Below are 6,743 nucleotides of genomic sequence, written 5' to 3'. Positions count from 1 at the left end.
GTCGGATAAGTTGATGGATTTAGGGGCAGATAGTGAAATCTACTCTAAAAATGATTCTTTAAACAAAAGAGTCAGAACAGCGGAAAAAACAAGGGTGCCTATGTTAGTAATTATAGGCGATGAAGAGGTTGCATCTCGAACTGTTGCGATTCGCGACAGAAGAACGAGAGAACAATATAACTTAAGTGAAAGCGAATTTCTTTCTCTTATACAAACTAAAATAAATGAGGTAAATTTTTGAACAAAAAAGACCGTGTCATAATGAATGACGATATTCGTGTACCGGAAGTGCGTTGTAATGTAGATGGAGCAGAATCTTTAGGAATAATTTCAATTGATGAAGCTATGCAAAAAGCGAATGAGTTGGGTTTAGATTTGGTTTTAATAGCTCCAGATGCAAAGCCTCCCGTGGCTAAGATTATGGATTACGGTAAGTTTAGGTACCAAGAAGAGAAGAAACAAAAAGAACAGAGAAAAAATCAGGTTAAGATTGATGTTAAAGAGATTAAGCTCTCTGTTAAAATTGCAGAAAATGATATTGCATATAAAGTCAAACATGCAAGAGAATTTCTTGAAGAGGGCAAACATGTTAAGTTTCGCGTATTTTTAAGAGGTCGTGAAATGGCAAACCCTAGTGCTGCAAAAGATGTACTTCTAAGAATTTGGCCTATGGTTGAAGATATTGGCGTTATGGACAAAGAGCCTAAGTTTGAAGGTCGTTACTACAACATGTACGTTATCCCGCAAAAGTAGCTTCTAGCGGTTTCGGAGGTAAGATTTAAAATCTTACCTTACTACTTAGCTATCTTAGCTTTTAACTCTTCCATCTCTATCGCATCTTTTACATATTTCACAACAATAAGTTTTTCAGTATCGTTTATATACCACTCCGCTATATGTTCCTGCTCAAGGCTTTGAAGCTTTGAGACATCAACATCATCTTGTGGAAGGTAGAGATGAGAGTATCTGGTCGGATTTTGAAGCTTTAGCGTCCATAGAAGCCACAAGAGAGCTGCAACAGCCACTGAGACGCCGATAGTTTCTCTATCGCTAAACTCTAAAAGAAGCCCCGCAGTCGTACCGCCGACGAATGTTGCAAAATAGGCGATAGAGTTGGAGATACCAAGAGCGGTACCTTTTTGGTGCACTTTGGCAAACTTGGTAATCATTGATTGAACAAGAGGCTCCATCATGTTAAATGCAACAAAAAACATGACAACGCCCACTACAAAGAAGGTGCTAGAAGTAGTAAGTCCCATAGTCAAAAACGAGCCAATAAAGAGAACTATAGAGAGCAGAAATATCTCTTTTGGTTTGTTGTATTTTTCGCCAAATACGGCAGCAGGACCCATCGCTACAAGACCAAACAGCATTGCAGGAAGATACGCCATGTAGAGGTCAGACTTCTCCCATGCGAAAGTATCGCTTGTCAAAATAATAGGAATAAGAACAAAGGCGATAGTCATAAGAGCTTTTTGCATCGCGTTGATAATAATCATATTTAAGAGGTTCGGGTCTTTTAATATATCTGAAGTCTTTGACGTTGCATGGTATGTATGTTTGATTTTTGGAGGTGTTGGAACTTTTGTAAATAGAAGAATTATTCCCAAAGCAGCAAAAATTGCTGTAAGTATAAAAAGAAAATCAACTCCATAAGCAGCACCCAAAACAGGTCCAAGCCCCATAGCAAGAGCAAAACTAAGAGCAATTGATGCGCCCATAATTGCCATGGCTTTGCCGCGAATCTCCTCCGCAACCAAATCAGAGATCATAGCTGTAATAACCGAGCCAATCGCGCCTGCACCTTGAAGAAAACGCCCAATCATAAGAGTGTATATATTGTCGGAGTATGCACAGACAATTGAGCCGATTAAAAATACGAGAAGACCAAAAAGCAGAGTGGGTTTTCTGCCTATCTTATCGCTCATAGTTCCAAAGGGAACTTGAAAAATAGCCTGAGTCAATGCATAACCGCCGACGACGATACCTACGAGAAGAGGAGTTGATCCTTCAAGCTCAAGCGCATAAATCGAAATGACGGGTAAAACCAAGAAGAGACCTAAAAACCTTAGAGAGAGGATTGCTGAGAGGGGAAATACTTTTTTAAACATTATCTACCTTAAATATTATATAATGGCGTAATTATATTGAAAAGATTGTTTACGCAAACTTTTCAACTCAAGAAAAGATACTTTTAAAGAAAACCCTAAGGATATTATGTGAAGTTGGTATTAGCGACCTCTAACAAAGGCAAAGTTAGAGAGATAAAAGCGCTTTGTGAAGATTTCGAGGTAGTTCCTTACAGCGAATTCATCGATGAATTTGAGATTATAGAAGATGGAGATGACTTTAAAGAGAATGCTCTTATAAAAGCAAGAGCTGTTTTTAAAGCCCTGAATGATAAAGATGTAATAGTCTTAGCAGACGACAGCGGAATAAGCGTTGATGTTCTTGGAGGGGAGCCGGGAATCAACAGTGCAAGATACGCAGGAGCAGATGCAACGGATAAGGATAACCTCTATAAACTCATAGATGCCCTAAAAACAAAAGGGGTAGAGAGCTCACCCGCGCACTACACCGCCGCCATAGCCATAGTCACCAAAGATGGTGAGTACACCGTGCACGGCTGGATGTACGGAAATGCAATAAACAGAGCTGTAGGGGAGGGCGGTTTTGGATACGACCCTATGTTTATTCCGCTTGGATACGAGAAGAGTTTGGGTCAGTTAGATGATGAGACAAAAAAGAGCATTTCTCACCGGGCAAAAGCACTAAGTTTGGCAAAAATAATTCTACAAACGCTATAGAATTTTTCTGCTGAGCATATAAAGAGTGTCTTCAATTTTACTTAAAAAAGTCTCCAGTAAAGTATGCATCAAGTTCTCCTATAAATTATAACCCGCATAAGCATGTTCTATTCCATAGTTATTATAAATTTAGTTGAACATTAGCAGCAGGGCAACTCCAAAAATTATTCTATAAACTCCAAAAGAGACAAAGGTAAATTTCTCTAAAAATTTCAAGAAAAGCTTGATTGTCAGATATGCGACAACAAAAGAGGTGACAAAGCCGACAGCCAGAACAATGATATTTGTTTGCGTAAAATCTTCATAATGTTTTAGTAAGTCGTAAGCGGCAACGGCAGCCATGACAGGGAAAGCAAGCAGAAAACTAAACTCCGCACTTGCCTTTCTGCTTAGACCAACAAGAAGCGCACCGATGATGGTTGAACCCGCTCTGCTGGTTCCGGGGATTAGTGCAAAAATCTGAGCAAAACCTATTATCATGGACTGCTTGAGTGTTATTTTTTCTACGTCATAGATTGTTTGTTTATCTTCATGTACAAAAAATTTCTCAACAATTAAAAATATCACCCCGCCAACTATAAACATAACGGCGACTATATTTATGCTAAAGAGCTCTTTTATCTGGGAGGAGAAGATGAAGCCAATGATAGCTAATGGGAGAAAAGCTGCAAAAACCTTTATCCAGAGATCTATTTTTTTGAGAGTAAACTTCTCTTTGTAGTTAAAAAATACGGCCAGAATTGCCGAGAACTGGATGATGACCTCATACGCCTTGTTGACAGCATTTTGTTCAATCTCCAAAAATTTGCTTGCTACTATTAGGTGTCCTGTTGAGGAGATTGGCAAGAACTCGGTAAAGCCCTCAATTATGCCTAGAATTATCGAGTCGAGTATAGTCATAAAAGCCCTTGGCAGATTGTATTTTAAATATTTAAGTGAAATTCTAGCATAAAATAAAGTGCGTTACTAAAGAGTCAATTTAAGTTATTTGGATATAATGCGAGGTTTTAAATTATAATCTATTAGGAACTTCTATTATGCTACTTTTCACGCCTGGACCTACTCCGGTACCTCAAAATGTTCGTAATGCCATGAGTGATGAGACGATGCACCATCGTACTCCGGAGTTTGAAGCTATTTTTGAAAAAACAAGAAAATATCTTTTTGAGCTCTTTAAAAGTGATGAGGTCATTATGCTTGCCTCAAGCGGAACAGGCGCTATGGAAGCCGCTGTTATAAACCTCTCTCACAATACGCTCTTAAATGTAAACTCAGGAAAGTTCGGAGAGAGATTTGGCAAAATTGCCACGGCTCATGGACTTGGAAATGTCGAGATTAAAAATGAGTGGGATACTCCAGTAAGTGTTGAAGCTGTTGTAGAAGCTGTTAAAAACAACCCAAACATTGATGCTATTGCAGTTCAAATCAGCGAATCGGCAGGAGGCTTACGTCACCCTGTAGAGGCGATTGCAAAGGCTGTTAAAGAGATTAATCCAAATATTATGATTATAGCTGACGGCATTACTGCCGTGGGTGTTGAAGCGATTGACGTGACAAATATCGACTGTCTAATCGCAGGAAGCCAAAAAGCGCTTATGCTTCCTCCCGGACTTGCAATTTTGGGTCTTAGCAATGCCGCGATAGAGAAGATAGGCAAAGGGAAAGGTTACTACTTCAACCTTGCAACAGAGATAAAATCTCAAAGAAAAAACACTACTGCATGGACGGCGGCTACAACTCTTACTATCGGTCTTTTGGAGATACTAGAGACGATTGAGAAAAACGGCGGTTTAGAGAAGCTCTACGAAGAGACTGCGACAAGAGCCGACGCCGTTAAATCTGCGCTTGAAGCCTTGGGTCTGCATATCTATCCAAAAATGCCGGCACTCTCCATGACAACGGTAGACGATGAGAACGCATCGCAAATCAGAAAAATGCTTAAAAATGATTTTGGCGTAAATGTTGCGGGCGGACAAGACCATTTGGATGGTAAGATTTTTCGTATAAACCAGATGGGATTGATTGCTCCCTATGAGATTGCATGGGTTGTAAACTCCATTGAGCTCTCTCTTGCAAAACTCGGTCGCAGACCTTATGATGGAACTGCAAACAGAGTATTTAATGAAAAATATTTCAAAGTAGGTGTGTAGATGATTTTAGAGCATGAGATTCCTAGCGGTTCAAAACTCTACTTTGGCAATAGCGCTAAGATAAAAAGAGAGATAGAAAAAGTTGCTAGCGATATCTTGTACTCTAAAGGGTTTGAGGAGATAGTTACTCCGATATTTTCATATCATCAGCATAAAAGTATTGCCGATGAGAGAGAGCTTATCAAAGTCAACGATGAGAAGAACAACTCTATCTCCCTTAGAGCCGACTCAACCATAGATGTCGTGCGAATCATAGAGAAGAGACTCGGGCGCAATACAGAACATAAAAAATGGTTCTATATTCAGAGTGTTTTTCGCTACCCTACGGATGAGCAGTACCAGATAGGTGTTGAGTTTATGGGTGAGAGCAAACTCTCATCGGTTTTAAACATAGCGGTAGAGATTTTTGATGCACTCGAAGTTAAGCCACTTGTTCAGATTTCAAACATGATGATACCGAAGCTTTTGGTTTCAATGTTTGATGAGCTGACACTCGAAGATTTTCGTCATGTAAATATAGAGAAGTTTTTAAATTTAAGAGTTGATTGGCTGGAGAAACTTGTCTACCTTCAACATGAACATCAAGTAGATGAACTGCTTGAGATAGTTCCCCCTGAGATAAAAGCGGAACTTCAAAAAATGAAAAATCTATGCGGTGCACTCTCTTGCCAAAACAGCGTATTGGCACCGATGTATTATGCAAAAATGCTCTACTATGATGAGCTCTTCTTTAGAGTGATAGATAAAAACGAAGTATATGCAAGAGGCGGAAGATATAAAAATTCAGAGCTAAGTTCTGTGGGTTTTGCAATCTATACAGATGTGTTAATAGAAACAAAAGCGAAGCAAAAGAGGTAAAATGAAAGCAGATTTAATAGTTGGTATACAGTGGGGCGACGAGGGCAAAGGCAAGATAGTCGATAGGCTTGCATGTGAGTATGATATGGTTTGCAGAAGCCAAGGCGGGCATAATGCAGGACATACGATCTGGGTTGATGGCACAAAATATGCGCTTCATCTTATTCCCTCAGGTGTACTAAACCCAAAGGCAATTAATGTTGTCGGAAACGGAGTCGTTCTCTCTCCTGAGTCTATCATTAAAGAGATGGAGCAGTTTGAGGGTCTAGAAGGACGTCTTTTTATCTCCGATAAAGCTCATCTAAATCTTCGCTACCATGCTATGATAGACCAAGCTAGAGAGAAGCTAAAAGGCGAAAAAGCTATCGGTACGACAGGCAAGGGAATCGGTCCTGCTTACTCCGACAAGATTAACCGTATAGGTGTGAGAGTAGGCGAACTTCTAAACCCTGCAAAACTTTGCATCTCGATTATGGCCTATTTTGAGCAAAATAGAGAGATGTTTGATATTTTAAAAATCCAAACACCAAACGAAGCTGAGCTTTTAAGTGAACTCGAGGGGTACAAAAAAAGACTTGCTCCTTTTATCACAGATACGACGCAGATGATTTGGAGAGCGCTTGATGAAGAGAACAAAAGAGTTCTGCTTGAGGGTGCTCAAGGTACGATGCTAGACATCGATCATGGAACCTACCCGTATGTTACTTCAAGTTCAACCGTGAGTGCCGGTGCATGTACCGGTCTTGGCATCAATGCTAAAGATATAGGTAAAGTAACAGGCATCGTAAAAGCGTACTGCACGCGCGTCGGAAACGGTCCTTTTCCAAGTGAAGATTTGGGCGAAGAGGGCAAAAGACTTGGTAAGCAGGGACATGAGTTTGGAACAACAACAGGTCGCGCTAGAAGATGCGGCTGGTTTGATGCGGTT

The 6,743-nt window shown here is 40.0% G+C and carries 8 protein-coding genes; 6 read left to right on the top strand and 2 right to left on the bottom strand.

The window, feature by feature from the left end; genetic code table 11:
* The coding region (locus RQ763_RS08270) for a His/Gly/Thr/Pro-type tRNA ligase C-terminal domain-containing protein (RefSeq protein WP_314152312.1) at positions 1-241 on the top strand (241 nt) is incomplete at its 5' end.
* A gap of 20 nt (positions 242-261) precedes the next feature.
* The gene (gene infC / locus RQ763_RS08265; RefSeq protein WP_409932371.1) at positions 262-753 is read left to right on the top strand and encodes a translation initiation factor IF-3; all 492 of its coding nucleotides are present in this window, start codon (positions 262-264) and stop codon (positions 751-753) included.
* Positions 754-794: 41 nt separating this feature from the next.
* On the opposite strand, the gene RQ763_RS08260 is transcribed toward infC, so the two are convergent.
* Positions 795-2,111 (bottom strand): MFS transporter, encoded by a 1,317-nt coding sequence (locus RQ763_RS08260; RefSeq protein ID WP_314152310.1) that lies wholly within the window; start codon positions 2,109-2,111, stop codon positions 795-797.
* Positions 2,112-2,219: 108 nt separating this feature from the next.
* Here RQ763_RS08260 and RQ763_RS08255 point away from each other — a divergent pair, with 108 nt between their 5' ends.
* A complete protein-coding gene (locus RQ763_RS08255) occupies positions 2,220-2,807 on the top strand; it encodes a non-canonical purine NTP pyrophosphatase (RefSeq protein ID WP_314152308.1) in 588 nt (195 codons plus the stop codon).
* Positions 2,808-2,936: 129 nt separating this feature from the next.
* On the opposite strand, the gene RQ763_RS08250 is transcribed toward RQ763_RS08255, so the two are convergent.
* Complete coding sequence (locus tag RQ763_RS08250) at positions 2,937-3,707, bottom strand: undecaprenyl-diphosphate phosphatase (RefSeq protein WP_314152307.1); 771 nt, start codon at positions 3,705-3,707, stop codon at positions 2,937-2,939.
* 137 nt (positions 3,708-3,844) lie between these two features.
* Here RQ763_RS08250 and RQ763_RS08245 point away from each other — a divergent pair, with 137 nt between their 5' ends.
* From RQ763_RS08245 to RQ763_RS08235, 3 genes are all read left to right on the top strand, one after another.
* On the top strand, positions 3,845-4,957 hold the full coding sequence (locus RQ763_RS08245) for a pyridoxal-phosphate-dependent aminotransferase family protein (protein WP_314152306.1): 1,113 nt from the start codon (positions 3,845-3,847) through the stop codon (positions 4,955-4,957).
* Positions 4,958-5,815, top strand: coding sequence for an ATP phosphoribosyltransferase regulatory subunit (locus RQ763_RS08240; RefSeq protein ID WP_314152305.1), 858 nt, complete (start codon positions 4,958-4,960; stop codon positions 5,813-5,815).
* A 1-nt stretch (position 5,816) separates the two neighbouring features.
* The coding region (locus RQ763_RS08235) for an adenylosuccinate synthase (protein ID WP_314152303.1) at positions 5,817-6,743 on the top strand (927 nt) is incomplete at its 3' end.

It is taken from the genome of Sulfurimonas sp., from assembly GCF_032250635.1.
Taxonomy (GTDB): domain Bacteria; phylum Campylobacterota; class Campylobacteria; order Campylobacterales; family Sulfurimonadaceae; genus Sulfurimonas.
Note: the sequence above shows the minus strand (reverse complement) of the source record. Positions and strands in the feature narration are given on the sequence as shown.